The sequence below is a fragment of the Pseudomonas sp. TR47 genome (assembly GCF_044143025.1).
Classification (GTDB): Bacteria; Pseudomonadota; Gammaproteobacteria; order Pseudomonadales; family Pseudomonadaceae; genus Aquipseudomonas; species Aquipseudomonas putida_E.
In genome coordinates this window covers 145,100-170,479 of record NZ_JBHFCS010000006.1, presented here as the reverse complement: position 1 = coordinate 170,479, position 25,380 = coordinate 145,100, and the positions used below count along the sequence as shown (strand labels likewise).

Annotated in this window: 24 protein-coding genes; 6 read left to right on the top strand and 18 right to left on the bottom strand. The window is 63.0% G+C overall.

What is annotated here, in order from left to right; translation table 11 throughout:
- The first annotated feature begins 93 nt into the window (after positions 1-93).
- Complete coding sequence (aguA, locus tag ACEWE8_RS09155) at positions 94-1,203, top strand: agmatine deiminase (protein WP_046787259.1); 1,110 nt, start codon at positions 94-96, stop codon at positions 1,201-1,203.
- Positions 1,203-2,303: an extracellular solute-binding protein gene (locus ACEWE8_RS09150; RefSeq protein WP_046787258.1), complete on the top strand. Its 1,101-nt coding sequence runs from the start codon at positions 1,203-1,205 to the stop codon at positions 2,301-2,303. Before aguA ends, ACEWE8_RS09150 begins: the two co-directional genes overlap by 1 nt.
- A 49-nt stretch (positions 2,304-2,352) precedes the next feature.
- On the opposite strand, the gene ACEWE8_RS09145 is transcribed toward ACEWE8_RS09150, so the two are convergent.
- From ACEWE8_RS09145 to yegQ, 4 genes are all read right to left on the bottom strand, one after another.
- Positions 2,353-3,351 (bottom strand): alpha/beta fold hydrolase, encoded by a 999-nt coding sequence (locus tag ACEWE8_RS09145; protein ID WP_046787257.1) that lies wholly within the window; start codon positions 3,349-3,351, stop codon positions 2,353-2,355.
- A gap of 75 nt (positions 3,352-3,426) precedes the next feature.
- Entirely contained in the window at positions 3,427-3,864 is a 438-nt protein-coding gene (locus ACEWE8_RS09140) for a YqaA family protein (RefSeq protein ID WP_039604685.1), read from the bottom strand.
- The gene (locus tag ACEWE8_RS09135; RefSeq protein ID WP_046787255.1) at positions 3,864-4,292 is read right to left on the bottom strand and encodes a DUF411 domain-containing protein; all 429 of its coding nucleotides are present in this window, start codon (positions 4,290-4,292) and stop codon (positions 3,864-3,866) included. Before ACEWE8_RS09135 ends, ACEWE8_RS09140 begins: the two co-directional genes overlap by 1 nt.
- Before the next feature lie 116 nt (positions 4,293-4,408).
- On the bottom strand, positions 4,409-5,770 hold the full coding sequence (yegQ, locus tag ACEWE8_RS09130; protein ID WP_046787254.1) for a tRNA 5-hydroxyuridine modification protein YegQ: 1,362 nt from the start codon (positions 5,768-5,770) through the stop codon (positions 4,409-4,411).
- Positions 5,771-5,899: 129 nt separating this feature from the next.
- Here yegQ and ACEWE8_RS09125 point away from each other — a divergent pair, with 129 nt between their 5' ends.
- Positions 5,900-6,964 (top strand): AI-2E family transporter, encoded by a 1,065-nt coding sequence (locus ACEWE8_RS09125; RefSeq protein ID WP_046787253.1) that lies wholly within the window; start codon positions 5,900-5,902, stop codon positions 6,962-6,964.
- Positions 6,965-6,991: 27 nt separating this feature from the next.
- Here the strand turns inward: ACEWE8_RS09125 and ACEWE8_RS09120 are convergent, their stop codons facing one another.
- Positions 6,992-9,058, bottom strand: a complete 2,067-nt coding sequence (locus ACEWE8_RS09120; RefSeq protein ID WP_046787252.1) for a TonB-dependent receptor domain-containing protein — start codon at positions 9,056-9,058, stop codon at positions 6,992-6,994.
- 230 nt (positions 9,059-9,288) lie between these two features.
- Here ACEWE8_RS09120 and ACEWE8_RS09115 point away from each other — a divergent pair, with 230 nt between their 5' ends.
- Both ACEWE8_RS09115 and ACEWE8_RS09110 read left to right on the top strand, forming a co-directional pair.
- Positions 9,289-9,537: a response regulator transcription factor gene (locus ACEWE8_RS09115; RefSeq protein WP_046787251.1), complete on the top strand. Its 249-nt coding sequence runs from the start codon at positions 9,289-9,291 to the stop codon at positions 9,535-9,537.
- Between the two features lie 7 nt (positions 9,538-9,544).
- Positions 9,545-9,907 carry a hypothetical protein gene (locus tag ACEWE8_RS09110; protein WP_046787250.1) on the top strand — a complete coding sequence of 121 codons (363 nt, stop codon included), beginning with the start codon at positions 9,545-9,547 and terminating at the stop codon, positions 9,905-9,907.
- On the opposite strand, the gene ACEWE8_RS09105 is transcribed toward ACEWE8_RS09110, so the two are convergent.
- Positions 9,904-10,290 carry a helix-turn-helix domain-containing protein gene (locus ACEWE8_RS09105; protein WP_046787249.1) on the bottom strand — a complete coding sequence of 129 codons (387 nt, stop codon included), beginning with the start codon at positions 10,288-10,290 and terminating at the stop codon, positions 9,904-9,906. The genes ACEWE8_RS09110 and ACEWE8_RS09105 overlap by 4 nt on opposite strands.
- 201 nt (positions 10,291-10,491) lie before the next feature.
- Between ACEWE8_RS09105 and ACEWE8_RS09100 the strand changes: the two genes are divergently transcribed.
- A complete protein-coding gene (locus ACEWE8_RS09100) occupies positions 10,492-10,767 on the top strand; it encodes an ogr/Delta-like zinc finger family protein (protein WP_080952154.1) in 276 nt (91 codons plus the stop codon).
- Between the two features lie 74 nt (positions 10,768-10,841).
- Here ACEWE8_RS09100 and nuoN read toward each other — a convergent pair whose 3' ends face one another.
- From nuoN to ACEWE8_RS09040, 12 genes are all read right to left on the bottom strand, one after another.
- Positions 10,842-12,311, bottom strand: a complete 1,470-nt coding sequence (nuoN, locus tag ACEWE8_RS09095; protein ID WP_115275303.1) for an NADH-quinone oxidoreductase subunit NuoN — start codon at positions 12,309-12,311, stop codon at positions 10,842-10,844.
- A gap of 7 nt (positions 12,312-12,318) precedes the next feature.
- A complete protein-coding gene (gene nuoM, locus ACEWE8_RS09090; protein ID WP_046787247.1) occupies positions 12,319-13,851 on the bottom strand; it encodes an NADH-quinone oxidoreductase subunit M in 1,533 nt (510 codons plus the stop codon).
- Between the two features lie 40 nt (positions 13,852-13,891).
- Positions 13,892-15,745, bottom strand: coding sequence for an NADH-quinone oxidoreductase subunit L (nuoL, locus tag ACEWE8_RS09085; protein ID WP_046787246.1), 1,854 nt, complete (start codon positions 15,743-15,745; stop codon positions 13,892-13,894).
- A complete protein-coding gene (gene nuoK / locus ACEWE8_RS09080) occupies positions 15,742-16,050 on the bottom strand; it encodes an NADH-quinone oxidoreductase subunit NuoK (RefSeq protein ID WP_003251446.1) in 309 nt (102 codons plus the stop codon). Before nuoK ends, nuoL begins: the two co-directional genes overlap by 4 nt.
- Before the next feature lie 3 nt (positions 16,051-16,053).
- Entirely contained in the window at positions 16,054-16,554 is a 501-nt protein-coding gene (nuoJ, locus tag ACEWE8_RS09075; RefSeq protein ID WP_012313764.1) for an NADH-quinone oxidoreductase subunit J, read from the bottom strand.
- Positions 16,555-16,564: 10 nt separating this feature from the next.
- Positions 16,565-17,113 (bottom strand): NADH-quinone oxidoreductase subunit NuoI, encoded by a 549-nt coding sequence (gene nuoI / locus ACEWE8_RS09070; protein WP_003251442.1) that lies wholly within the window; start codon positions 17,111-17,113, stop codon positions 16,565-16,567.
- Positions 17,114-17,124: 11 nt separating this feature from the next.
- Positions 17,125-18,132 carry an NADH-quinone oxidoreductase subunit NuoH gene (nuoH, locus tag ACEWE8_RS09065; protein ID WP_012273297.1) on the bottom strand — a complete coding sequence of 336 codons (1,008 nt, stop codon included), beginning with the start codon at positions 18,130-18,132 and terminating at the stop codon, positions 17,125-17,127.
- Entirely contained in the window at positions 18,129-20,843 is a 2,715-nt protein-coding gene (gene nuoG / locus ACEWE8_RS09060) for an NADH-quinone oxidoreductase subunit NuoG (RefSeq protein WP_046787245.1), read from the bottom strand. Before nuoG ends, nuoH begins: the two co-directional genes overlap by 4 nt.
- Before the next feature lie 132 nt (positions 20,844-20,975).
- Complete coding sequence (gene nuoF / locus ACEWE8_RS09055) at positions 20,976-22,337, bottom strand: NADH-quinone oxidoreductase subunit NuoF (RefSeq protein ID WP_039602696.1); 1,362 nt, start codon at positions 22,335-22,337, stop codon at positions 20,976-20,978.
- Complete coding sequence (gene nuoE, locus ACEWE8_RS09050; RefSeq protein WP_012313767.1) at positions 22,334-22,831, bottom strand: NADH-quinone oxidoreductase subunit NuoE; 498 nt, start codon at positions 22,829-22,831, stop codon at positions 22,334-22,336. Before nuoE ends, nuoF begins: the two co-directional genes overlap by 4 nt.
- Positions 22,832-22,833: 2 nt before the next feature.
- A complete protein-coding gene (nuoC, locus tag ACEWE8_RS09045) occupies positions 22,834-24,615 on the bottom strand; it encodes an NADH-quinone oxidoreductase subunit C/D (protein ID WP_395589293.1) in 1,782 nt (593 codons plus the stop codon).
- Positions 24,616-24,694: 79 nt separating this feature from the next.
- Positions 24,695-25,372 carry an NADH-quinone oxidoreductase subunit B family protein gene (locus ACEWE8_RS09040; protein WP_012313769.1) on the bottom strand — a complete coding sequence of 226 codons (678 nt, stop codon included), beginning with the start codon at positions 25,370-25,372 and terminating at the stop codon, positions 24,695-24,697.
- Positions 25,373-25,380 lie beyond the last annotated feature (8 nt).

The following is a 25,380-nucleotide window of genomic DNA, read 5'->3' as shown; positions in this document are numbered from 1 at the left end:
ATTTAATTCAACTATCGCTGAGTTTTCATCGTTGGATGAGCCAGGCCGGCCAGCGTAGCGTGCAGGCATCACTCACCGACATGAGGTTGACCCATGGCACGTTCGCTCACCACCACGCCCAAGGGCGATGGTTTCCGCTTGCCTGGCGAATTCGAACACAAGGCTGGCTGCTGGCTCGGTTGGCCCGAGCGGCCAGATGTGTGGCGCAATGGCGGCAAGCCGGCGCAAAGGGTCTGGGTCGAAATTGCCACCGCCATCGCGTCCAGCGAACCGGTCACGGTTTGCGCGTCTGCTGCCCAGTACGCCAATGCGCGGCGCTTGCTGCCAGCGCAGGTGCGGGTGGTGGAAATGACCTGCAACGACACCTGGTTCCGAGACAGCGGCGCGTGCTTCGTGGTCAACGACAGCAGCGGCGAAGTGCGCGGTGTGGACTTCGAATTCAATGCCTACGGCGGCCTGGACGGCGGCCTTTATTACCCGTGGGACAAGGACGACCAGATCGCCCAGAAAATCCTCGAAATCGAAGGTTTGGACCGCTATCGCGCGCCATTGATTGCCGAACTCGGCGGCATCCAGAGCGACGGCCAGGGCAGCCTCTTGACCACCGAACAGTGCCTGCTCAACCGTAACCGCAATGCCCACCTGGGCAAGGATGAAGTCACGCGCCGGCTTGAGGACTACCTGGGTGCCGACCAGGTGATCTGGCTGCCGCGCGGTTGCAAGTTCGACGAAACTGATGGCCACATCGACGACCTGGCGTGTTTCGTGCGGCCCGGTGAAGTGGTGTTGCAATGGACCGACAACCGTGAAGACCCACAGTGGGAGATCTACCAGGAGGCGTACGATATATTACGCAGCACCCGCGATGCTCGCGGGCGGGAACTCAAGGTTCACAAGCTGCCCCAGCCCGAGGTGCTGCAGTGGACGGCCGAGGAAGCTGCCGGGTTGGATCAGGTCGAAGGCACGCACGTGCGGGAGGCTGGCACCCGGATCTGTGCGTCGTACATCAACTACTACGCCGGCAACACGGCTATTGTCGTGCCGCTGTTCGGTGACCGCAACGACAGCGTGGCCCAGGCCACCCTGGCCGAACTGTTCCCCGGCCACCGTATCATTGGCATCGACAATTCGCGGGAAATCCTGCTCGGTGGCGGCAATGTCGCCTGCATCACCATGCCTCAATACGCCGGAGGTCGCCGCTGATGAACTTGACCCTGCTCGCGGCTGCACTCGCCTTGGGCTGCGTGGCGTCGGTGGCCCAGGCGGCCGACGCACAACAGCCGACCGTCAACCTGTATATCTGGGGCGAATACCTTGCCCCGGACACGTTGACCAACTTCGAGAAGGAAACCGGCATTCGGGTGGTTGCCGACCACTTCGACTCGCTGGAAACCGCAGAGACCAAGCTGCTTACCGGCGGCAGTGGCTACGACGTGGTGCTCAGTGCCGGTCAGCACTTGAGCCGGGCGATTGCCAGCGGTGCCCTGCAGCCGCTGGACAAGGCGCAGTTACCGCACTTGGCGGGTGTCGGCGAGGAGTTTCGCCAGCACATGGCATTGTATGACCCTGGCAACCGGTATGCCGGGACCTACGCCTGGGGCACCACCGGCGTGGGTTATCAGCAGCAGGCGGTGACGGCGCGCCTGGGCGAGGCGCCAGTAGGCAGCTGGGCGATGCTGTTCGACCCGCAGGTGGTGGCCAAATTCGCCGACTGTGGGGTCAGCCTGCTCAACGACCCCAACGAGGTGTTCGCCGCGGTGATGCGTTACATGGGCCTGGACATCAACCAGCAACGCTTGGAGGACCTCAAGGCTGCAGAACTGCAGCTGCGCAAGATTCGCCCGTATATCCGCTACTTCGACAATGACCGCAACATCAACGACCTGGCCAACGGCGAGACCTGCGTGGCTATGTCGTGGAACGGCAACGTGGCGATCGCCCAAGCCCAGGCGCAGCAGGCGGGCAAGGCGTTCAACCTGGCGTACAGCATCCCAGAGGAGGGGACGCTTATCTGGCTGGATGCATTGGTGGTACCCAAGGATGCCCCGCATCCCCTGGCAGCCTGGAAGCTGCTGGACTACCTGATGCGGCCGGAGGTGATTGCGCCGATTACCGATACCATTCATTACGCCAACGCCATCACGGCCGCGGACAGCTTGGTGGATGCGCAGATTCGCAATGCGCCGGGCACTTATCCGCCGGCGCAGGTGAGGGCACGGTTGTATGGCAAGAACGACAACGGCAAGGCGTTCAACCGTGAGCTGACCCGAGCGTTCAGCCGGTTGAAAAGCGGCAAGGGTTGACCGGCACCGCTTGTTTGCCAAGGGGGCGCAAGGCGCCCCCACTAAAGCTTCAGCGCCCAAGCCACTCGATCAGGGTGTTGTTGAAGCGCCGTGGCTCCTCGATCTGCGGCGCGTGCCCCATGCCCTCGAAGGTCACCAGCTCGCCTTGTGGAATCAGCTTGGCCACGTGCGGCCCCAGCTCCTTGTACTTGCCCAGCCGCGCCTTGACCTCGGGCGGTGCGATGTCACTGCCAATGGCCGTGCTGTCCTGGTCGCCGATCAGCAGCAGGGTTGGCATCTTCAAGTCTTTGAACTCGTGGTACACCGGCTGGGTGAAGATCATGTCGTAGATCAGTGCCGAGTTCCACGCCACGGCTTCATGCCCAGGGCCCTTGTTCAGCCCCGCCAGCATCTGTACCCAACGCTCGTACTCAGGTTTCCAGCGCCCGGCGTAATAGGTCTTGCGCTCGTATTCACGCACGCCGTCGGCATCGAGCTTGAGTTCGCGGGCATACCACTGGTCCACCGTGCGGTAGGGCACGCCGAGGGCCTTCCAGTCTTCCAGGCCGATCGGGTTGACCATGGCCAGGCGCTCGACCTGTTGTGGGTACATCAACGCGTAACGGGTGGCGAGCATGCCGCCGGTGGAATGGCCGAGGATGATCGCTTGCTTGACGCCCAACTGCTCCAGCAGGGCATGGGTGTTGCTGGCCAATTGCTGGAAGCTGTATTGGTAATACCCTGGCTTGCTTGAAGTGCAGAAGCCGACCTGGTCGGGCGCGATGACCCGGTAGCCGGCCTGGCTCAACGCATCGATGGTGGTTTCCCAGGTGGCGGCGCAGAAGTTCTTGCCATGCATCAGCACCACGCTGCGGCCGTTGGCCTGGCCTTTGGCAGGCACGTCCATGTAGCCCATCTGCAGGCTCTGCCCCTGGGACTGGAAGTCGAAATGCTTGAGGGGGTGGGGGTAGCTGAAGCCTTCGAGCTGCTTGCCGTAGGTGGGTGATTCGGCGGCGATGGCGGGGGCGCCGATGAGGCAGGCCAAGGCCAGGGCGGTTGCGCGTAGCATGGGGGCACTCCGTGTAGGACCATGTAGGAATTGGCGACTGTAGCAGCCGCGCAGGCACCTTAAACGTTAAAGGTGTTACCAGGCATGAAACCAACCCAGGGTAATCACGGCTACGACCATGTAACGCCCGCCCTTTGCCAGCGTGACCAGCAGCACGAAACGCCAGAACGGCTCACGCATGATCCCGGCAATCAGGGTCAACGGGTCGCCGATCACTGGCATCCAGCTCAGCAGCAACGACCATTGCCCCCAGCGCTGATAGCGTTGCTGGGCGCGTTCGAGTTGACGAGCGCTGAACGGGAACCAGCGCTTGTCGCGCAGGTGTTCGATGGCCCGCCCCAGCAACCAGTTGACCACCGAACCGAGCACGTTGCCCAGGGTGGCGACCAGCAACAGGGTCAGCCAGGCGTCGGGTTGACGCAGCAGCAGGCCCACCAGTACCGCCTCCGATTGCAGCGGCAGCAATGTGGCGGCGCCAAAGGCGCTGAGAAACAGCGCCCAGAGGCTCAGCATCAGTAGTTGGCGACTACGGTGTCCTGGCCATCCCGGGTTACCCCGATGACTTGATAGGCGTCCTTGCGATCACCCATTTCCATGCCTGGCGAACCCACCGGCATGCCTGGCACGGCCAGGCCCTTGAGGTCGTTGCGCTTGGCCAGCAGGCGCACCTGCTCGGCCGGGACGTGGCCTTCGACGAACTTGCCGTCGATCACCCCGGTGTGGCATGAAGCCAGCCGCGGCGCCACGCCGAGCCGCTGCTTGACGGCGCTCATGTTCGGCTCGACATGGTCGTTGACGGTAAAGCCGTTGTCACGAAGGTGGCTGATCCAGGCCTTGCAGCAGCCACAGTTGGGGTCGCGGTAGACGTCGATGGTCTCGCCAGCCTGTGCCAGGCCGGTCATGGCCAGCAGGCCGAGCGCGATCAGGTGTTTATGCAGCATGGTCGAACGACTCCTATGGGTAGGCAGGCGCCCCGCCCGCCATGCAAATGAGCTGCAGGATAGCGCAGGCGGCTTGCTGGCGCGATATGCGCTGGCAGGGTACTGGCCAGCAACTGTCAGCTGGCTGAACTGGACATTACACCTTTGTCAGCCAGTTCGTCCTGGCACAGGTCGCGCATCAGCAAGCCGTATTCCAGCGCTACCTGCTCCGGGATCGGCAGGTAGACCACATGGCCGTCCCCGGGCGCCACGTCGATGGCCTGCTGCTGGCGACCGTACAGGTTGTGCAGGTCGAAATGATAGTTGCCGCGCGGGGTCATCAGCTCCAGATGATCGCCTACTGCGAAGCGGTTCTTCACCTTGACCTCGGCCAGGCCGTCCACCCGTGCACCGGTCAGTTCGCCGACGAACTGCTGGCGCTCGGACAGCGAATTGCCCCGCTGGTAGTTCTGGTACTCGTCATGCACATGGCGGCGCAGGAAACCCTCGGTGTAGCCACGTTGGGCCAGCGATTCGAGGTTGTCCATCAGGGCCCTGTCGAAGGGGCGCCCGGCAGCGGCATCGTCAATGGCCTGGCGGTACGACTGCACCGCACGGGCGCAGTAGAAGTGCGACTTGGTGCGGCCCTCGATCTTGAGGGAGTGCACACCCATGGCAGCCAGCCGCTCGACGTGCTGGATGGCGCGCAGGTCCTTGGCATTCATGATGTAAGTGCCGTGTTCATCCTCGAAGGCGGGCATCTCGGTACCTGGGCGATTGCTTTCGTGCAGCAGGAACACCTGATCGGTCGGTGCGCCCAGGCCCAGCGTCGGCTCGACCTCCCGCACGATGTCGCCGGCAGCGTTTTCGGTAGCGGGAGTCGCGTTGTACTTCCAGCGGCAGGCGTTGGTACAGGTGCCCTGGTTGGCATCACGTTTGTTGAGGTAACCCGACAGCAGGCATCGCCCAGAGTACGCCATGCACAGGGCGCCATGGACGAACACTTCCAGTTCCATTTCAGGCACGTGCTGGCGGATTTCGCCGATCTCTTCGAGCGACAGTTCCCGCGACAGGATCACCCGGCTCAGGCCAAGTTGCTGCCAGAACTGCACGCTGGCCCAGTTGACCGTATTGGCCTGTACTGAGAGGTGCACAGGCATCTGCGGGAAGTGCTGGCGCACCAGCATGATCAGGCCGGGGTCGGACATGATCAGCGCATCGGGCGCCATGTCGATCACCGGCGCCAGGTCCTTGAGAAAGGTCTTGAGCTTGGCGTTGTGCGGCGCGATGTTCACCACCACGTAGAAGCGCTTGCCCTGTGCATGGGCCTCCTGGATGCCCAGCGCCAGGTTGGCATGGTCGAATTCGTTGTTGCGCACCCGCAGGCTGTAGCGTGGCTGGCCGGCGTAAACCGCGTCGGCGCCGTAGGCGAATGCATAGCGCATGGTCTTGAGGGTGCCGGCAGGGGCCAGCAGTTCAGGCTTGGCGGGGATGTTCATGTGCGCACCGGGGCAAAGGCGCGGATGCTAAGGCCGGCCTGCGTCGCGCGTATTGATTTGAATCAAGGTGGGCATGGCACTTTTACCAAAGTGGTGTGCACTAATGTCCAGCACTCACGAGGAACCGCCATGAACCAAACCGCTTTGCAGAACAAGGCCCTGGCAGTATTGCTGGCGCTGGTGACCATTGCCTTCGGCTGGATCCTGCTGCCGTACTATGGCGCCATCTTCTGGGCGGTGATCCTCGGCATCCTGTTCGCGCCGCTGCAGCGAAACCTGCTGATGCGCTTTGGCAGGCGGCGTAACCTGGCGGCGGCGACCACCTTGCTGATTTGCCTGTTGGTGGCCATTTTGCCAGTGATCATCACCAGCGCCTTGCTGGTGCAGGAGGGCGCCACCCTTTACCAGCGGATCGAGAGCGGGCAGCTGGATATCGCCGGCTATGTCGAGCGCGGCATGAACATGCTGCCGCCTTTCATGCAGCACAGCCTGGACAGCATGGGCATGGGCAACCTGGAGGGGCTGCGCGACAAGATCACCAAATGGGCCACCCAGGGCAGCGAGATGCTGGCCACCCAGGCCTTCAGTTTCGGCCAGGGCACCTTCGAGTTTCTGATCAGTTTCGGCATCATGCTTTACCTGTTGTTCTTCTTTCTGCGTGAGGGCGCGGACGTGGCGCGGCGGGTACGCCTGGCCGTGCCGCTGCCAGAGCACCAGAAGCGCCGCCTGCAGTTGAAGTTCAACCGTGTGGTGCGCGCCACGGTGAAGGGCAATGTGCTGGTGGCGATCACCCAAGGCGCCTTGGGTGGTTTCATCTTCTGGGTGCTGGATATTCCCAGCGCGCTGGTCTGGGCGGTGATGATGGCGTTTCTGTCACTGCTGCCGGCAGTGGGCGCGGGGATCGTCTGGGCGCCGGTGGCGGCGTATTTCCTGTTGACCGGGGCGATCTTGCAAGGGGTGATCCTGACCGCGTTTGGCGTGCTGGTGATTGGCCTGGTGGACAACCTGCTGCGGCCGATCCTGGTGGGCAAGGATACGCGTATGCCCGACTACCTGATCCTGGTGTCCACCTTGGGTGGGTTGGCCGTATTCGGGCTCAACGGGTTTGTGATCGGGCCGCTGATCGCGGCACTGTTCATGTCGAGCTGGGGGATTTTCGCCGCGACCAAGCCGCAGGTGCAGTTGCCTCAATAGGGGCTGCCACGCAGCCCTTGCAGCGTTTCAACGCAAGCTGTATGAAACCCCGGCGTATACGCCAAACCCTTCCCCTGGCGTCGACCGGGCAATGTCTTGCCCTGCATCGTCGTACCCCGGCGTTACCGTCGCCGCATAGCGCTTGTTGGTCAGGTTGCGCAGGTCCAGCCAGGTCTGCCAGTCCTGTTTCGGCGAGTCCCAGCCCAGGCGCGCACCGAGCAGGGCGTAGGCATCGGCGTGGTAACTGTTGGCGTAATCGACTTGCACCTTGGACGCCATCTGCGTGTTGACCCCGGCATGGAAGCCGCTTGGCCAGTCGTAGCGCAGTTCGGCCTGGTAGTAATGCATGGGAATGCCAGGCAGGCGGTTGTCGCCGAAGGTGTCATCGTCCCGGTAGTGGAAATCACTGAACGTGTAGGCCTGGCGCAAGCTGAGCTTGCCAGTACCAGGGTGCTCCCAGAGGGTGCTGTCCAGGCCGGCTTCGACGCCCTGGTGCACGGTGGCGCTGGCATTGACCTCCTTGGCCGGGAGGCCTGCCTCGATTTCAACGGCCAACAGTTCATGGCGCACTTGCGAGTAGTACCAGGCCAGGTCCCAGCGGCCCAGGGCCGAATCACCGCGCGCGCCCAGTTCCAGCGTAGTGGCTGTCTGGTTTTGCAGTTCGATCGGCTGCGTGGCGACCGTGGAGCTCCAGATCAGTGACCATGGGTGGGGTGGCTCGACGGACCGGCTCAGGTTGCCATACACCTGCAGTTGCGGGTTGATGTCGTAGCGCAGGCCCAGGCGCGGTGCGTAGTCCCAGTCATGCTGGCTGACCTTTCCACCGTTCTGCGGATAGGTGACTGCGCTTTCACGGCGGGTATAGATCATCGCCAGGCCAGTGGTCAGCCACAGGTCCGGGATCAGTTCCAGATCGTTGCCGACATGCAGGACAGTATCCGACCCCTGATAGCTGAAGTCGCGGCTGCGTGCGCCGAAGTTGTCGCCAGTGGTACGGGCAAACTGCGAGGCGCCGCTGTTGGGCAGGTGCTTGGTGGTTCGCCAGCCCACGGTGGTGTTGCTCTGATGGCCCAGCAAGGTGTCGCGGCGCATGTAGTTCAGGGTGCCGCTGACATCGGTGTAGGCGACCTTCAGGCGCATCGGGCCTTCGCGCAGGTCCATGGGGAAGTCGTGGTACACCAGCCCGGCTTCCACCCGGGCATCGTCCTCAAGGTAGAAGGTGGTCTTGTTGGCCACCCAGGTACTGCCCGGTTGCGGCCGGCTGTCGTCGCGCGCCAGGTAGGCGGCGTTTGCGGCACGCGGGTCGTGCTTGATCTGGTCCTTGGTCAGGCGCCCGGCCAACTCATTCTCGGTTTCCCGGTAGCGCAGGTAGAAACGCGTTTCCAGGTTGGGGTTGAAACGATAACCCACGTTGGCGGCGATGCCTTTGGCGCTGCCGCTGCTGTGCGCCTGGTAGCCGTCGTATTCCGAATCGGTGAGGGCCACGTAGTAGTCGAGGTTGCCCAATACCTGACCCGAGCTGACGTGCCTGTGCTGATAGCCGCGGCTGCCGGCCTCGTACCGCACCTGCAATGGCGCGGCGTCGTAACCGGTAGGCGTCACATAGTTGATTGCGCCACCCAGTGCCAGCGCGCCCTGATCGAAACCGTTGGCCCCTCGCAGTACTTCGGCGCGGCTCAGCCACAGCGGCTCGAACAGCTCGTAAGGTGTACCGCCCGGGCCGGTCAGCGGCAGGCCGTCGAACATCGTGTACACCCCTGAGCCGTGGGCTCCGGGCGCACGGTTGATGCCTGACCCGCGGATGGACAGCTTGATGCCATCGTTACCTGCAGACTGTGCGAACACCCCAGGCTGGTAGGCCAGCACGTCCTGGTTGCTGGCCACCCGTCCTTGCCCCACACGCTGCATGTCCACCAGGTTGCTGGCGCCGGGTACTGCCTGCAGGCGCGCGCGGGCGTCTTCCAGTTCGCTATGTGCTTCGTCACTGATCAGCACTTCGCCCAGTTCGACCGCAGGTGCAGCTGACGCGTGCTGGGCGACTGTGAAAAGGGCCACAAGGCCAAGGCAAGGTGAGGGGGGCAACACGGGGCGCATCGTACAACTCCAGGCGAAAAGGGCAGGCAACGGCGATGTGACGAGCGAAACGCCGTGCAAAGCACGGAGAGTTTCACTTAATTGAAAGCAGCCATTTGAGGATGGGTTTGTAGGACGGCGATTTACAAACCGTATGAATGGAACACGTGTTTTGGGATTCGTAAGGTGGAGTCCTACCGCGTCAGCCCGATAGCTGACGTGAACTGGCGATGATTTTTTGGAGTTCGGTGATGAGTGCCAACACGCAACAGATCGAAGATAGCCAAGCGGATACGCCTATTCGCCTGACCCCCAGAGAGCAGCAGGTATTGCTGTGGTGTGCCTATGGCAAGAGTTCGTGGGAAATCGGTCGGATCCTGCAGTGCCAGGAGTCGACGGTAAATTTCCATGTGGGCAACATCCTGCGCAAATTCGATGTATCCACGCGGGTCGCCGCCGTGATCAAGGCCATTCGCTACGGCATGCTTGCAGAGCAGTGAGGCACTCATGAGTGAAGTCGCATTGATTGATAGTGCCCTGTCCTGCGTTGTGGAGTGGCTCGAGCGCGACGGGCGGGTACTTTTCGGTGCAGTGTTGGGCGCTTTACTGGTCAGCGCGGCACGTGATCGGCTGGTCATCGTTTCGCGCAAGCGGCTTACGTTGGGCAAGCAAGCCTTGCTGGCCCTTCTCACCGTTGGCGTGGGCTACCTGTTCGAACCGCTGTTGCAAGCTTTGGCCCCCATGCTTTCGCGGGGCATGGCTGCTTTCGTGGCGGCGGTCGTGGTGGTCCCGATCAGCCTCAAGGTCATGGTGTGGCTGGACTCGGTGGACCTTCGTGAAATCGTGCAGCGTTGGCGCCGTCGCAGTTAGCCTTCGGAGGTATCCGGCACACGGTAGGCGAGTGCATCCAGTTTCTTCTCCAGCTCCTGGATGCGCTGTTTGTCCTTGATGTACAGCAGCGTGGCCTCGCGGTCGGCGAATGAAAGGCTGCGCAAGCGTTCGAGGATGTCATCTTCCCAGCCTTCACCGGTGTGCAAGGTACGCTCGCGCTCACCCATCAGCAGCCAGTCCAGCGAGCAGGCATGCTGCCGGGCCATATCTACGCATAATGAGTATGGAATGCTCTCGCGTACCTTCCAGCTGCTCAGTGTCTGCGGGCTTATACCAAGCGCTCGGGCCAGCTGAGCGTCGCTTTCGGACTGGGTAAGTTGCTTGAGGCGGGCCAGCACCGAGGCGAAAAAACGGCTACTCATAACAGATATCCATTGCTGGTTTAATGACATTCCCTGGGCTTAAACTACTCGTTATGAATAATAACCCTGCAATATGAGGAACTTTATCGGCATGAACAGCAGTTTGATGAAAAGCCTTTCTTATACAGTAGGCAATACTGACACAAATGGACGATCAACCTTACAGCTTCTGCCATTGCTCGGCCTTAACAGGTATCTACCGTGAGTACTTACAAACTGGTCTGCCCTCACTGCCATAGCCGGATGCGCATACGCACCAGCGAAGGTCGCCATATTTTCCTTAGAGTGGCCTATTTGCAATGCACCACGGAGGCGTGTGGCTGGTCGGTGAGGGCCGAGTTCGAAATGACCCATGAACTGTCACCCAGTGGAATGCCTAATCCGGATGTGTACTTGCCATCGGCCAGCAGTGATTTACGCAGGACGGCACTGCGCCGCAGTGACGATGTTGCGTCAGGCAGGCAAGCGGAACGGTAGCGTAGCCGGCACGGTTTGCAGCGCAGATAAAAAAACACCCCGCATGAGCGGGGTGTTTGCTATTGCCTGTTCGATCAGCCGATCAGTTGCAGGCCAGCCTGCTGGACCATTTCCAGCAACGGCTGCGGGTAGACACCCAGTACGAAGGCGAGAATGGCGATCGCCAGCAGCATGACGCCGCCAGTGCGCTGTTCCCACTTCAGCGGCGCATCGTGGCGGCGCAGGTTCGGCTCGACCAGGTACAGGGTGACCATCACGCGCAGGTAGTAGTAAACGCCGATGGCGCTACCGATCACCAGGGCACCGACCAGCCACCACAGGTGCGACTCGACGCCAGTGGCGATGATGTAGAACTTGCCGATGAAGCCAGCGGTCAGCGGGATACCGGCCAGCGACAACATCATCACGGTCAGCACTGCCGTCAGGTACGGGCGGCGCCAGAACAGGCCGCGGTACTCGTACAGGGCATCGGCGTCACGGCCGCCGTAAGGCGAGGACATCAGGGTGATGACACCGAACGCACCCAGGCTGGTGATCACGTAGGTGACCAGGTACACGCCCATCGCTTCCATGGCCAGGCCCTTGCTGGCGATCAGGGCGATGAGCAGGTAGCCGAAGTGGGCGATGGACGAGTAACCGAGCAGACGCTTGAGGTTGCTCTGGGTCAGCGCCAGCAGGTTACCGACCAGGATCGAGGCGACCGCGATCACCGCCAGAACGGTGCTCAGCACGCCGCTGCTGGCAGCAGGGGAGAGCATGAACAGGCGTACGACCACGGCGAACACCGCGACCTTGCTCGCGGTGGCCAGGAACGCGGCGACCGGCGCCGGGGCGCCTTCGTAGACGTCCGGGGTCCACAGGTGGAAAGGTACCAGCGACAGCTTGAAGGCCAGGCCGACCAGCATCATGCCCAGGCCCAGCTGAGCGACCAGGCTTGGCATGCTGGTGGCGGCCAGGGCTTTGCCGATCTGGTCGAAGCTCAGGCTACCGGCATCGGCATACAGCAGGGCCATGCCGAACAGCAGGAAGGCCGAGCCTGCGGCCGACAGCACCATGTACTTGATACCGGCTTCCAGCGAACGCTTGTTGAAGAAGGCGTACGCCACCAGGCCGTAGACCGGCACCGACAGCAGCTCCAGCCCGATGAACAGGCCGGCCAGGTGGTTGGCACTGACCAGCACCAGGCCACCGAGGGCCGACATCAGCAGCAGTAGGTAGAGTTCTTCACGGTTGCCGGGGAAGCCCTTGGAGCCTTCACCGAGATAGGCGTGAGCCAGTGTGACGCAGGCCAGCGTGGCCACCAGAACGATCGCCATGTACAGGCAGGCGAACTTGTCGATGGTGATTAGCGAAGTGACCGCCAGCGGCGCGACCTTCAGCGCCGGCAGGATCGACAGCAGGGCCAGGTTCAGGCCCACGGTGGACAACAGGAAGGTCTGCGAGTGGTTGCGCTTCCAGGCGATCGCCAGCATCACCACCACCGTGGTGATGGTGGTGATCAGCATCGGCGCCAATGCGATGAAGTGTTGAGTGGTGAATTCCATAGCGCTCTTACCGGGCCGAAGCGAGTTGAGTGAAAGCGGAGCCAAGCCACTGCTGCACACCGCTCATGGTGGCGGCAGAAGTGTCGAGGAACGGCTGCGGGTACACACCAAGCACGATCAGCAGCACCGCAAGGCCCAGCACCATGATCAGCTCGCGGCCGTCCATGCCGGCCAGCACGGTGTCGCTCTTGCTTGGGCCGAAGTAGGCACGGTGGATCATGATCAGCGAGTAGACCGAGCCGAAGACCAGGCCGGTGGTTGCGATCACGGTGATCCACGGCACGCTGGCGAAGCTGCCGATCAGGATCAGGAACTCGCCGACGAAGTTGCCGGTGCCTGGCAGGCCCAGCGATGCAGCGGCGAAGAACAGGCTGATGGCGGGCAGGTAGGCAATGCGGTGCCACAGGCCACCCATCTGACGCATGTCACGGGTGTGCAGGCGCTCGTACAGCTGGCCGGACAGGATGAACAGCGCGGCAGCCGACAGGCCGTGGGCCAGCATCTGGATCACCGCGCCTTGCAGGGCCTGCTGGCTGCCGGAGTAGATGCCGATCAGCACGAAGCCCATGTGCGAGACGCTGGAGAAGGCGATCAGGCGCTTGATGTCGGTTTGCGCGAAGGCCAGGAAGGCACCGTAGAAGATACCGATCAGGCCCAGGGTCATGGCGATCGGGGCAAACTCTGCCGAAGCGTTCGGGAACAGCGGCAGGGCGAAACGCAGCAGGCCGTAGGCCGCGGTTTTCAGCAAGATGCCCGCCAGGTCCACGGAACCTGCGGTCGGTGCCTGGGCGTGCGCATCAGGCAGCCAGGAGTGGAACGGCACCACCGGCAGCTTGACCGCGAAGGCGATGAAGAAGCCCAGCATCAGCAGGTATTCGACGCCAGCCGGCAGTTCGGCCTTGAGCAGGTCGCTGTAGTTGAAGGTGAGCACGCCGGTGGTGTTGTAGTTGACCAGCACCAGGCCAAGGATCGCCACCAGCATGATCAGGCCGCTGGCCTGAGTGAAGATGAAGAACTTGGTGGCGGCGTAGATCCGGGTCTTCTTGCCGTCTGCCGAGCTGTGACCCCAGAGCGCGATGAGGAAATACATCGGCACCAGCATCATTTCCCAAAAGAAGAAGAACAGGAACAGGTCCAGGGCCAGGAATACACCGACCACGCCGCCCAGGATCCACATCAGGTTGAGGTGGAAGAAGCCGACGTGGCGCTGGATTTCTTTCCAGGAGCACAGCACCGAGAGCACACCGAGCAGGCCGGTGAGCAGGATCATCAGCAGCGACAGGCCATCGAGGGCCAGGTGGATGCTGATGCCGAAGCGCTTGATCCACTCGACTTTGTACTCGAGTGCCCAGGCAGGTTCGGCGCCCGGTGCAGGGGCCAGGGTGTAGTCGCCGGTGCCCCACAGCCACAGGCCGATGCCGAGCAGCAGGGACATGGTCAGCAGCGCGATCCAGCGCGGCAGGGTGGAGCCGAAGCGCTCACCCAGCCAGCACAGGAAGCCGCCGATGAAAGGGATCAGGATCAGCCAAGGCAAAATCATGACGGGTTGGTTTCCTTTGGCAAAGTCGCAAGATTCATAGTCATACCGCAGCCACTACCACAGCGCCGAGTACCAGCACGGCGCCGACGGCGATCGAGGCGGTGTACCAGCGCAGCTGGCCGGTCTCGGTCTTGCTCATGGCGACGTGGCCGCCACGGGCCATCCGAGGGATCAGGCCGATGCTGCGGTCAACCGGATCCTTGCGCAGGATGTGGCTGATCAGCAGGTAAGGTTTGACGAAGAGCTTGTCGTAGATCCAGTCGAAGCCCCAGGCGGCGAACCACCAGGCCGAAAGGACGCGGCCGATGCTGCTGTTGGCGACGGCGCTGGCGAAGCGGCGCTTGCCCAGGAACAGCAGGGCCGACAGCAGGATACCGGCGATGGCGATGGCGCCCGAGGCGATCTCCAGCGAGTGCTTGGCTTCACCGCCGGCATGGCCGGCGCTTTCAGGCAGCACGCCTGCCAGCGGTGGGTGGATCCAGGCGCCGACGAAGGTCGACAGCACGATCAGCACGCCCAGCGGCAGCCAGTGGCTGATGCCGTGGCCGGCGTGGGCTTGGGTCTTGGCTTCGCCGTGGAAGGCGATGAAGATCAGGCGGAAGGTGTACAGCGAGGTCATGAACGCACCGACCAGGCCGGCGTACAGCAGGCCGGTATTGCCGCTGGCGAAGGCTTCCCAGAGGATCTCGTCCTTGGAGTAGAAGCCTACGGTCAGGATCGGCAGGGCGGCCAGGGCGGCACCACCGACCACGAAGCTGGCGTAGGCCAGCGGCAGTTTCTTCCACAGGCCGCCCATCTTGAAGATGTTCTGCTCGTGGTGGCAGGCAACGATCACCGCACCCGAAGCAAGGAACAGCAGGGCCTTGAAGAAGGCGTGGGTCATCAGGTGGAAGATTGCCGCGTCCCAGGCACCCACGCCCAGCGCCAGGAACATGTAGCCGATCTGGCTCATGGTCGAGTAGGCGAGGATACGTTTGATGTCGGTCTGCACCAGCGCGGCGAAACCGGCCAGCACCAGGGTCACGCCACCGACCACACCGACCAGGTGCAGGATGTCCGGGGCCAGCAGGAACAGGCCGTTGGTACGGGCGATCAAGTACACGCCTGCGGTCACCATGGTGGCGGCGTGGATCAGTGCCGAAACCGGGGTAGGGCCTGCCATCGCATCGGCCAGCCAGGTCTGCAGCGGCAGCTGGGCCGATTTACCGACCGCGCCACCCAGCAGCATCAGGGTTGCCAGGACCATCCAGGTGTCGCCCGCCTGGAATTTCTGCGGTGCCAGCACCAGCAGCTCCTGCACGTTCAGGGTGCCGAGCTGGACGAACAGGATGAACAGGCCGATGGCCAGGAACACGTCGCCGATACGGGTGACGATGAAAGCCTTGAGTGCTGCATTACCGTTGTTGCGGTTGCTGTAGTAGAAACCGATCAACAGGTAAGAGCACAGGCCCACGCCTTCCCAGCCGAAGTAGATGAACAGCAGGTTATCGCCCAGGATCAGGAACAGCATGCTGGCGATGAACAGGTTGGTGTACGAGAAGAAGCGCGAGTAACCGGCTTCGCCACGCATGTACCAGGAGGCGAACAGATGGATCAGGAAGCCTACGCCGGTGACCACGCCAAGCATGGTGACCGACAGGCCGTCCAGGTACAGGGTGAAGTTCGGCGCGAAGCCGTCCACCGACATCCACTGCCACAACAGCTGGCTGTACGCGCCGCCTTCAGGCGGGGCGACATTGAATTGCCAGATGACGTAGGCCGCCACGGCGGCCGAGAGGCCGACCGAGCCGACGCCGATCAGGGCGGACAGGTTCTCCGAGAACCGCCCGCGCGAGAACGACAGCAGCAAAAAGCCGATCAGGGGGAAGACGAAAGTCAGGAAGAGAAGGTTCATCCGCGCATCTCACTGGCAGCATCGATGTCGAGAGTGTGGAAGCGGCGATACAGCTGCAGCAGGATCGCCAGGCCGATACTGGCCTCGGCGGCTGCCAGGCTGATCACCAGAATGAACATCACCTGGCCGTCGGGCTGGACCCAACGGGCACCGGCGACGACGAACGCCAGGGCAGAGGCGTTCATCATGACTTCCAGGCTCATGAGCACGAAGAGGATGTTGCGGCGGACCATCAGGCCAACCAGACCTAAGCAGAACAGGATGCCGGCGACCGCCAGACCATGCTCGAGAGGGATAGCACCCATGATTTACTCCTTCGCCTCGTTGCGGCCCAGGTGGAAGGCGGTGACGGCTGCGGCGAGCAGCAGCATCGAGGCCAGTTCGACCACCAGCAGGTACGGGCCGAACAGGCTGATGCCCACTTCTTTCGGGCCCACGGTGGTGCCGCTGATGCCGGCACCGCTCGGGGTGACGAACAGCACGTACAGCAGCTCAAGCAGCAGCAGGGTGCCGAGTATCACCGGCCCTGCCCAGATACCAGGCTTGAGCCAGCCGCGTTCCTGGGCGACCGAGGCCGGCCCGAGGTTGAGCATCATCACCACGAAGACGAACAGCACCATGATGGCGCCGGCGTAGGCGATCACTTCCAGGGCGCCGGCGAACGGCGCACCCAGGGCGAAGAAGATCATTGCCACGGAAATCAGCGAAATGATCAGGTAGAGCAGGGCGTGCACGGGGTTGGTGCCAGTGACCACCCGAAGGGTGGAGACCACGGCGATCCCGGATGCGAAGTAGAAAGCGAATTCCATCTTTCTGTCCTTATGGGAGCAAGCTCTTCACGTTGATCGGCTCGGCTTCGTTCTGTGCAGAGCCTTTCGGCTTGCCAGCGATCGCCATACCCGCAACACGGTAGAAGTTGTAGTCAGGGTTCTTGCCGGGGCCGGAGATCAGCAGATCTTCTTTCTCGTACACCAGGTCCTGACGCTTGAACTCGGCCATTTCGAAATCCGGAGTCAGCTGGATTGCGGTGGTCGGGCACGCCTCCTCGCACAGGCCGCAGAAAATGCAGCGCGAGAAGTTGATGCGGAAGAACTCCGGGTACCAGCGGCCGTCCTCGGTCTCGGCCTTCTGCAGCGAGATGCAGCCGACCGGGCAGGCCACCGCGCAGAGGTTGCACGCCACGCAGCGCTCCTCGCCGTCGGGGTCGCGGGTGAGGACGATACGGCCGCGGTAGCGCGGCGGCAGGTACACGGGTTCTTCGGGGTACTGCAGGGTGTCGCGCTTGCGGAACCCGTGGGAGAACACCATTGCCAGGCTGCGCAGCTGAGTGCCGGTGCCCTTAACGATGTCGCCGATATATTTGAACATGGGTCAAATCCTCACTGGGCCGCGACGGCTGGCGTGTTGTAAAGCACGATCGCAGCGGTCACCAGCAAATTGATCAGGGTCAGCGGCAGGCAGAACTTCCAGCTGAAGTCCATCACCTGGTCATAGCGTGGGCGCGGGATCGAAGCGCGCAGCAGGATGAACAGCATGATGAAGAACGCGGTTTTCAGCGCGAACCACAGGAACGGCACTTGCGGCAGGATGCCGAACGGGCCGTGCCAGCCACCGAAGAACAGGGTCACCAGCAGCGCCGAGATGAGGATGATGCCGATGTACTCACCGACGAAGAACATGCCCCATTTCATGCCGGCATACTCGATGTGGTAGCCGTCGGCCAGTTCCTGTTCCGCTTCTGGCTGGTCGAAGGGGTGACGGTGAGTCACGGCAACGCCGGCGATGAAGAAGGTGCAGAAGCCGAAGAACTGCGGAATGATGAACCACAGGTTCTGGGCCTGGTATTCAACGATGTCACGCATGTTGAACGAGCCCACCTGTACCACCACGCCCATCAGCGCCAGGCCCAGGAACACTTCGTACGACACGGTCTGTGCCGAGGCGCGCAAGCTGCCCAGCAGGGCATACTTGTTGTTCGACGACCAGCCGGCAAACAGCACGGCGTAGACCGACAGGCCGGCCATGGCGAAGAAGAACAGCAGGCCGATGTTCAGGTCGGCAACGCCCCAGCCCGGCGTGATCGGGATGATCGAGAAGCCGATCAGCAGCGCGCTCATGGCCACGACCGGCGCCAGGGTGAAAATCATCTTGTCGACGAAGGGCGGGTTCCAGTCTTCCTTGAAGAACATCTTCAGCATGTCGGCGGCGATCTGGAACATGCCGAACGGGCCGACACGGTTAGGACCGTAGCGGTCCTGCCACCAGCCCAGCAGGCGGCGCTCGACGAAGCTGAGCAGGGCGCCGCAGACCACTACGGCCAGCAGCACCACGATAGCCTTGACGACCTGGATGATCACATCGATCACTTCGGGGGTGAACCAGCTCATTGTGCTGCCTCCTGCAGACCTTCGACGGATGCACCGAAGATGGCCGGCGGGATGCCGGCCAGGCCTTTGGGCAGCGCGACCAGGCCAGCGCCCAGTTCTTCATTGATGCGCAGCGGCAGGCGCAGGGCCACACCGGCCACGTTCAGGCTCAGCAGCGCGCCTTCGTTGACGCCCAGGCGGTCGGCCTCGGACTTGGCCAGTGCCACGTAGGCGGCAGGGATGCGCTCTTGAACCGGTGCAGCGCGCGAAGAGCTTTCTTCGCTGCCGAACAGATGGAAGAACGGTACTGCGGTCCAGGTGCCACGGGCCGGGTTGAAGGCGCCCGGAATGGTGTTGAACCAGGTCAGGCGATCGCCTTGCGATTCGATCAGGCGCACGCCCGGGTCACCGGCACGCAGGTGGCCACCGACCTCGTCCTGGAACTTGTTCCAGGCTTGCGGCGAGTTCCAGCCCGGCGACCAGGCGAACGGCACCTGCTGGCGCGGTTCGGCGGAGCCCGAGTAGCCTTCCATGGAGAAGGCGAACGCGGTGTCCTTGTCCTGCGGGGTGCGTGGCTCGTGCACGCTGATGTTGGCGCGCATCGCGGTACGGCCGGAGTAGCGCAGCGGCTCACGGGCCAGCTTCATGCCCTTGATGCGGAACGCTGCAGAAGGCGCCGCGTTGACGATGCCGGCCAGTTGCGGGGCTGCTTCGGCGCAGGCGCTGGTGACGTGGTCCAGCTGGGTCCAGTCGACCGGCTTGTTCAGCAGGGTGGCACGCAGGGCGTGCATCCAGCGCCAGCCTTCGTGGACCAGGATGCTGCTGTCCAGGTACTGCGGGTCGAACACCTGGAAGAAGCGCTGGGCACGGCCTTCCTGGCTGACCAGGGTACCGTCGCCTTCGGCGAACGACGCCGCCGGCAGCACCAGGTGGGCGCGCTCCAGGGTGGCTGTGTTGGAGTGGTCGGCGACGATCACGACCTTCGCAGCTGCCAGGGCGGCATCGACCTTGGCGGCCGGTACGCGGGTGTACAGGTCGTTTTCCAGCACCACGATGGCGTCGGCCTTGCCGCTGATGACCGCATCCAGCGCGGCATCGGCGGACTCGCCACCGAGCATGGCCAGGCCGAGGCTGTTGGCCTCAGGTACCACCAGGCTCAGCGAGCCGTTTTTCTCGCGCAGCTTCAGGGCCTTGGCGATGTTGGCGGCAGCCTCGATCAGCGCCGGGTCGGCCAGCGAAGTACCGGCAACCACCAGCGGACGCTTGGCGGCAACCAGGGCGTCGGCGATGCGCTTGGCCAGGGCCAGGGCTTCGTCGTCCAGGCCGGCAACGGCCGGGGCGCTCGGGTCGATGGCGTGGGCCACGGCGAAACCGATGCGGGCCAGGTCGGCGGGGGCGGCGTGCACGCATTCTTCGGCAACGTCGTCCAGCTTGGTTTCAGCCAGGCTGGCGATGAACAGCGGGTACAGCGCGTGCTGGCCGATGTTCTTCACGGCGGCGTCGAGCCAAGGCTGCACTTTCATGGCCTCGGCCATGGCTTCAGCCTTGCCTTTGGTTGCTTGACGCACTGCCAGGGCAACGCGGGCGGCGGTCTGGGTCAGGTCTTCGCCGAGCACGAACACCGCGTCGTGGTCTTCGATGTCGCGCAGGGTCGGCACTGGCAGCGGGCTGTTGTTCAGCACGTCCAGGGCCAGGCGTACGCGGGCCAGCTCACCGGCTTCCATACCCGAGTAGAAGTAGTCGGCACCGACCAGCTCGCGCAGGCCGTAGTTGCTTTCCAGGCTGGCGCGGGGCGAGCCGATACCTACGATGGTACGGCCGCGCAGCAGGTCGGCGGCCTTGTCCAGGGCGGCGTCCAGGCCCAGTTTGGTGCCATCGGCCAGGCGTGGCTGGCGTGGGCGGTCAGTGCGGTTGACGTAGCCGTAACCGAAGCGGCCACGGTCGCACAGGAAGTACTGGTTGACCGAACCGTTGAAACGGTTTTCGATCCGGCGCAGCTCGCCGTAGCGCTCGCCCGGGCTGATGTTGCAGCCGCTGGAGCAGCCGTGGCAGATGCTCGGGGCGAACTGCATGTCCCACTTGCGGTTGTAGCGCTCGGAGTGGGTCTTGTCGGTGAACACGCCGGTCGGGCAGACCTCGGTCAGGTTGCCGGAGAATTCGCTTTCCAGCACGCCGTCTTCAACGCGGCCGAAGTACACGTTGTCGTGGGCGCCATAGACACCCAGGTCGGTGCCGCCTGCGTAGTCCTTGTAGTAGCGCACGCAGCGGTAGCAGGCGATGCAGCGGTTCATCTCGTGAGCGATGAACGGGCCGAGGTCCTGGTTCTGGTGGGTACGCTTGGTGAAACGGTAGCGGCGCTCGTTGTGGCCGGTCATTACCGTCATGTCCTGCAAGTGGCAGTGGCCGCCTTCCTCGCACACCGGGCAGTCGTGCGGGTGGTTGGTCATCAGCCATTCGACGACGCTGGCGCGAAACGCCTTGGATTCGTCATCGTCGATGGAAATCCAGGTGCCGTCGGAGGCAGGGGTCATGCAGGACATGACGATACGACCACGGGTGTCGTTCTCGTCGGTGTACTGCTTGACCGCACACTGCCGACAGGCGCCAACGCTTCCAAGCGCCGGGTGCCAGCAGAAATAGGGGATGTCGAGGCCGAGCGACAGACACGCCTGTAACAGGTTGTCTGCACCGTTGACTTCGAGCGCTTTGCCGTCTACGTGGATAGTGGCCATTGTTCAAAGTTCTTCGTTGGCCCGCGTGAGCGGGCGTGGCTAATGGAAATCTGTAAGCCTGCGGCCTGCCGCGAATCGTTCGGGCCGGCCTGCAGGCTGGCGGGTGGTACGGACCACCCGCGTTCTATCTTTTTATGCGCCGACTACAATCGGCTTTGCCAGGTTCGGGCGCAGGGTGCCAGCGCTTTCAGGCGCCACACCGGCCTCGAACTCCGAGCGGAAATATTTGATGGCACTGCCCAGCGGCTCGACGGCACCGGGTGCGTGAGCGCAGAAGGTACGGCCTGGGCCGAGGAAGTTCACCAGACCCAGCAGGGTCTCGATGTCTTCGGCACGGCCCTGGCCGTTTTCCAGGGAACGCAGCATCTTCACGCTCCACGGCAGGCCGTCCCGGCAGGGGGTGCACCAGCCGCACGATTCGCGGGCGAAGAACTCTTCCATGTTGCGCAGCAGCGAAACCATGTTGACGCTGTCGTCGACCGCCATGGCAAGGCCCGTACCCATGCGGGTGCCGACCTTGGCGATGCCGCCGGCGTACATCTGCGCGTCGAGGTGCTCGGGCAGCAGGAAACCGGTACCGGCGCCGCCTGGCTGCCAGCACTTGAGCTTGAAGCCGTCGCGCATGCCGCCGGCGTAGTCTTCGAACAGCTCACGGGCGGTCACGCCGAACGGCAGCTCCCACAGCCCCGGGTTCTTCACCTTGCCGGAGAAGCCCATCAGTTTGGTGCCATGGTCCTCGCTGCCTTCGCGGGCCAGCGACTTGTACCAGTCGTTGCCGTTGGCGACGATGGCCGGCACGTTGCACAGGGTCTCGACGTTGTTCACGCACGTCGGTTTGCCCCACACACCCACGGCGGCAGGGAAGGGCGGCTTGGAGCGCGGGTTGGCGCGGCGGCCTTCCAGCGAGTTGATCAGTGCGGTTTCTTCACCGCAGATGTAGCGCCCGGCGCCGGTGTGCACGAACAGCTCGAAGTCGAAGCCCGAGCCGAGGATGTTCTTGCCCAGCAGGCCGGCAGCCTTGGCTTCATCGATGGCGCGGTTGAGGTTCTTCGCCGCAGTGGTGTACTCGCCACGCAGGAAGATGTAGCCGCGGTAGGCCTTCAGGGCGCGGGCGCTGATCAGCATGCCCTCGACCAGCAGATGGGGCTGTTGCTCCATCAGCATGCGGTCTTTCCAGGTGTTGGGCTCCATTTCGTCCGCGTTGCACAGCAGGTAGCGGATGTTCATGGATTCGTCTTTGGGCATCAGGCCCCACTTCACGCCAGTGGGGAAGCCCGCGCCGCCACGGCCCTTGAGGCCGGAGTCCTTGACGCTCTGCACGATGTCGTCGGCGGACATTTCTGCCAGTGCCTTGCGGGCGGCAGCGTAGCCGTTCTTGGCCTGGTACTCGTCGAGCCATACCGGCTCGCCGTCGTCACGCAGGCGCCAGGTCAGCGGGTGTGTTTCGGCCGAACGCGCGATGCGGTTGGCCGGGCCGAAGGAAGTGATGGTCATACGTAACCCTCCAGCAGCTTGGAAACGCCAGCAGGCTGCACGTCGCCAAAGGTATCGTCATCGATCATCAGCGCCGGGGCCTTGTCGCAGTTGCCCAGGCAGCACACCGGCAGCAGGGTGAAACGACCGTCCGCGGTGGTCTGGCCCAGGCCGATGCCCAGTTCGCTCTGGATCTGGCTGACCACCGACTCGTGGCCGCCGATGTAGCAGACCATGCTGTCGCACACACGAATGATGTGGCGGCCGACAGGCTGGCGGAAAATCTGGCTGTAGAAGGTCGCCACGCCCTCGACGTCGCTGGCAGGGATGCCGAGCACTTCGCCGATGGCGTAGATGGCGCCGTCCGGCACCCAGCCGCGTTCCTTCTGGACGATCTTCAGGGCTTCGATGGACGCCGCGCGCGGGTCCTCGTAGTGGTGCATCTCGTGCTCGATGGCCGAGCGCTCGGTTTCGCTCAGGGCGAAACGGTCTGTCTGGATAAGCGTGCTGTTCATGCTTAGCGGTCCACGTCAGCCATAACGAAGTCGATACTGCCCAGGTACGCGATGAGGTCGGCGACCATGCTGCCTTTGATCACCGAAGGGATCTGCTGCAGGTGCGGGTAGCTCGGGGTGCGGATCCGGGTGCGGTAGCTCATGGTGCCGCCATCGCTCGTCAGGTAGTAACTGTTGATGCCCTTGGTCGCTTCGATCATCTGGAACGACTCGTTGGCCGGCATGACCGGGCCCCACGAGACTTGCAGGAAGTGCGTGATCAAGGTTTCGATGTGCTGCAGGGTGCGCTCTTTCGGCGGCGGCGTGGTCAGCGGGTGATCCGCCTTGTACGGGCCTTCCGGCATGTTGCGCAGGCACTGGTCGATGATGCGGATACTCTGGCGCATCTCCTCGACACGGACCATGCAGCGATCGTAGGCATCGCCGTTGTGGGCCAGCGGCACTTCGAACTCGAAGTTCTCGTAGCCGGAGTACGGGCGGGCTTTGCGCAGGTCGAAATCGCAACCGGTGGCGCGCAGGCCGGCACCGGTGGTGCCCCATTCCAGCGCTTCTTTGGTGTTGTATGCAGCCACACCGATGGTACGGCCCTTGAGGATGCTGTTCTGCAGGGCAGCCTTGGTGTATTCGTCCAGGCGCTTGGGCAGCCACTCGACGAAGTCCTTGACCAGCTTGTCCCAGCCACGTGGCAGGTCGTGGGCGACGCCGCCGATGCGGTACCAGGCCGGGTGCAGGCGGAAACCGGTGATCGCTTCGATCACGGTGTAGGCGCGCTGGCGGTCGGTGAAGGTGAAGAACACCGGAGTCATGGCGCCGACGTCCTGGATGTAGGTACCCAGGAACAGCAGGTGGCTGGTGATGCGGAAGAACTCGGCGAGCATGATGCGAATCACGTCGACCTTCTGCGGCACCTGAATACCTGCCAGCTTTTCTACCGCCAGGACGTACGGCAGGTTGTTCATCACCCCGCCCAGGTAGTCGATACGGTCGGTGTAGGGGATGAAGCTGTGCCAGGACTGGCGCTCGGCCATCTTCTCGGCACCACGGTGGTGGTAGCCGATGTCCGGTATGCAGTCGACGATCTCTTCGCCGTCCAGCTGCAGGACGATACGGAACGCACCGTGGGCAGACGGGTGGTTGGGGCCCAGGTTGAGGAACATGTAGTCCTCGTTGGCGCCCTGACGCTTCATGCCCCAGGCTTCCGGGTTGAAGCGTGCCGATTCCTCTTCAAGCTGCTGCTTGGCCAGGGTCAGGCTGTAGGGGTCGAACTCGGTGGCGCGGGCCGGGTAGTCCTTGCGCAGCGGGTGGCCTTCCCAGGTCGGCGGCATCATGATGCGGCTCAGGTGTGGGTGGCCGGCAAAGTCGATGCCGAACATGTCCCAGACTTCGCGCTCGTACCAGTTGGCGTTTGGCCAGATGCCGGTCACGGTCGGCAGGTTCAGGTCGCCTTCGCTGAGCGACACCTTGATCATCACGTCGCTGTTACGCTCGACCGACATCAGGTGGTAGAACACACTGAAATCGGCGGCAGGCAGGCCGCGACGCTGTGTGCGCAGGCGTTCGTCGACACCGTGCAGGTCGTACAGCATGCTGTATGGCTTGGTGACGCCGCGCAGGAAGCTGAGCACCTCTTTGAGCTGGGCGCGCTTGACCCACAGCACGGGCATGCCGGTGCGGGTTTCCTGGGCGACGAATGCTTCGGCGCCAAAACGGTTGTGCAGTTCGACGACCACATCCTGGTCGTCAGCCTTGTAAGGCGGAATGAAAATAGCGTTGTCCGCTGTCATGGTCTCGGTCGCTTTGGGTCAACGTTAAGAATGAAGCCAGGCCGCCGGCTCCTTCGGGAGCGGGCGGCAGGTCGCTGGATCAGACTTCGTCGGGGCTGCGCAGGTTGGTTACGGCAATGCGCTGCTCACGACGCAGGTCTTTCTGGGCTGGCATCTCGGCACGGTAAATACCTTGATCACCAACGACCCAGGAAAGCGGGCGTCGTTCTTGGCCGATCGACTCCTGCAGCAGCATCAAGCCTTGCAGGAAAGCTTCAGGGCGTGGCGGGCAGCCAGGCACATAGACGTCCACAGGGAGGAACTTGTCGACCCCCTGAACGACCGAGTAGATGTCGTACATGCCGCCGGAGTTGGCGCACGAGCCCATGGAGATGACCCATTTGGGTTCGAGCATCTGCTCATACAGGCGCTGGATGATCGGCGCCATCTTGATGAAGCAGGTACCGGCGATGACCATGAAGTCGGCCTGACGCGGCGAGGCCCGGATGACTTCGGCGCCGAAGCGGGCGATGTCGTGGGGCGCCGTGAAGGCCGTGGTCATTTCCACGTAACAGCAGGACAGGCCGAAGTTGTACGGCCAGAGGGAGTTCTTGCGCCCCCAGTTGACCGCGCCACGCAGCACATCTTCGAGTTTCCCCATGTAGATGTTCTTGTGGACCTGGTCCTCTAGCAGTTGGTCGGTAACGGTTTCCCGTTCGCCGACCGGGTACTGCTCGTTGGGCGCATCCGGATCGATTCTGGTGAGATTGTATTGCATTGCCAAAG

Bases quoted from the DNA above. Each gene is read 5' to 3' on its own strand.
- aguA (WP_046787259.1), top strand. From the start codon at position 94: ATGGCACGTTCGCTCACCACCACGCCCAAGGGCGATGGTTTCCGCTTG.
- ACEWE8_RS09150 (WP_046787258.1), top strand. From the start codon at position 1,203: ATGAACTTGACCCTGCTCGCGGCTGCACTCGCCTTGGGCTGCGTGGCG.
- ACEWE8_RS09145 (WP_046787257.1), bottom strand. From the start codon at position 3,351: ATGCTACGCGCAACCGCCCTGGCCTTGGCCTGCCTCATCGGCGCCCCC.
- ACEWE8_RS09140 (WP_039604685.1), bottom strand. From the start codon at position 3,864: ATGCTGAGCCTCTGGGCGCTGTTTCTCAGCGCCTTTGGCGCCGCCACA.
- ACEWE8_RS09135 (WP_046787255.1), bottom strand. From the start codon at position 4,292: ATGCTGCATAAACACCTGATCGCGCTCGGCCTGCTGGCCATGACCGGC.
- yegQ (WP_046787254.1), bottom strand. From the start codon at position 5,770: ATGAACATCCCCGCCAAGCCTGAACTGCTGGCCCCTGCCGGCACCCTC.
- ACEWE8_RS09125 (WP_046787253.1), top strand. From the start codon at position 5,900: ATGAACCAAACCGCTTTGCAGAACAAGGCCCTGGCAGTATTGCTGGCG.
- ACEWE8_RS09120 (WP_046787252.1), bottom strand. From the start codon at position 9,058: ATGCGCCCCGTGTTGCCCCCCTCACCTTGCCTTGGCCTTGTGGCCCTT.
- ACEWE8_RS09115 (WP_046787251.1), top strand. From the start codon at position 9,289: ATGAGTGCCAACACGCAACAGATCGAAGATAGCCAAGCGGATACGCCT.
- ACEWE8_RS09110 (WP_046787250.1), top strand. From the start codon at position 9,545: ATGAGTGAAGTCGCATTGATTGATAGTGCCCTGTCCTGCGTTGTGGAG.
- ACEWE8_RS09105 (WP_046787249.1), bottom strand. From the start codon at position 10,290: ATGAGTAGCCGTTTTTTCGCCTCGGTGCTGGCCCGCCTCAAGCAACTT.
- nuoN (WP_115275303.1), bottom strand. From the start codon at position 12,311: ATGGAATTCACCACTCAACACTTCATCGCATTGGCGCCGATGCTGATC.
- nuoM (WP_046787247.1), bottom strand. From the start codon at position 13,851: ATGATTTTGCCTTGGCTGATCCTGATCCCTTTCATCGGCGGCTTCCTG.
- nuoL (WP_046787246.1), bottom strand. From the start codon at position 15,745: ATGAACCTTCTCTTCCTGACTTTCGTCTTCCCCCTGATCGGCTTTTTG.
- nuoK (WP_003251446.1), bottom strand. From the start codon at position 16,050: ATGGGTGCTATCCCTCTCGAGCATGGTCTGGCGGTCGCCGGCATCCTG.
- nuoJ (WP_012313764.1), bottom strand. From the start codon at position 16,554: ATGGAATTCGCTTTCTACTTCGCATCCGGGATCGCCGTGGTCTCCACC.
- nuoI (WP_003251442.1), bottom strand. From the start codon at position 17,113: ATGTTCAAATATATCGGCGACATCGTTAAGGGCACCGGCACTCAGCTG.
- nuoH (WP_012273297.1), bottom strand. From the start codon at position 18,132: ATGAGCTGGTTCACCCCCGAAGTGATCGATGTGATCATCCAGGTCGTC.
- nuoG (WP_046787245.1), bottom strand. From the start codon at position 20,843: ATGGCCACTATCCACGTAGACGGCAAAGCGCTCGAAGTCAACGGTGCA.
- nuoF (WP_039602696.1), bottom strand. From the start codon at position 22,337: ATGACCATCACTTCCTTCGGCCCGGCCAACCGCATCGCGCGTTCGGCC.
- nuoE (WP_012313767.1), bottom strand. From the start codon at position 22,831: ATGAACAGCACGCTTATCCAGACAGACCGTTTCGCCCTGAGCGAAACC.
- nuoC (WP_395589293.1), bottom strand. From the start codon at position 24,615: ATGACAGCGGACAACGCTATTTTCATTCCGCCTTACAAGGCTGACGAC.
- ACEWE8_RS09040 (WP_012313769.1), bottom strand. From the start codon at position 25,372: ATGCAATACAATCTCACCAGAATCGATCCGGATGCGCCCAACGAGCAG.